Origin of the sequence: Alkalihalophilus lindianensis (genome assembly GCF_032843265.1) — a bacterium.
Classification (GTDB): domain Bacteria; phylum Bacillota; class Bacilli; order Bacillales; family Bacillaceae_D; genus Alkalihalophilus; species Alkalihalophilus lindianensis.
The window spans coordinates 1-238 of record NZ_JAWJBA010000997.1; the positions used below are offsets into that span (position 1 = coordinate 1).

At 39.1% G+C, this 238-nt stretch carries 1 protein-coding gene; it reads left to right on the forward strand.

What is annotated here, in order from left to right; translation table 11 throughout:
• The coding region (locus RYX56_RS25115; RefSeq protein ID WP_317124483.1) for a DHH family phosphoesterase at nucleotides 1-238 on the forward strand (238 nt) is incomplete at both ends.

Here is a 238-nt window from a genome sequence, read left to right on the forward strand (position 1 = left end):
TATTACCGATGTTCGCATTTTAGAGGTCATTGATCATCACCGGATCGCCAACTTTGAAACAAGTGATCCACTTTATTACCGTTGTGAGCCTGTTGGATGTACAGCAACAATCTTAAATAAAATGTACAAGGAAAAGGACTTGACCATCAGCAAGGAAATTGCCGGATTAATGCTATCCGCGATTATTTCCGATTCATTGCTATTTAAATCTCCAACATGCACACATGAGGATGTTATC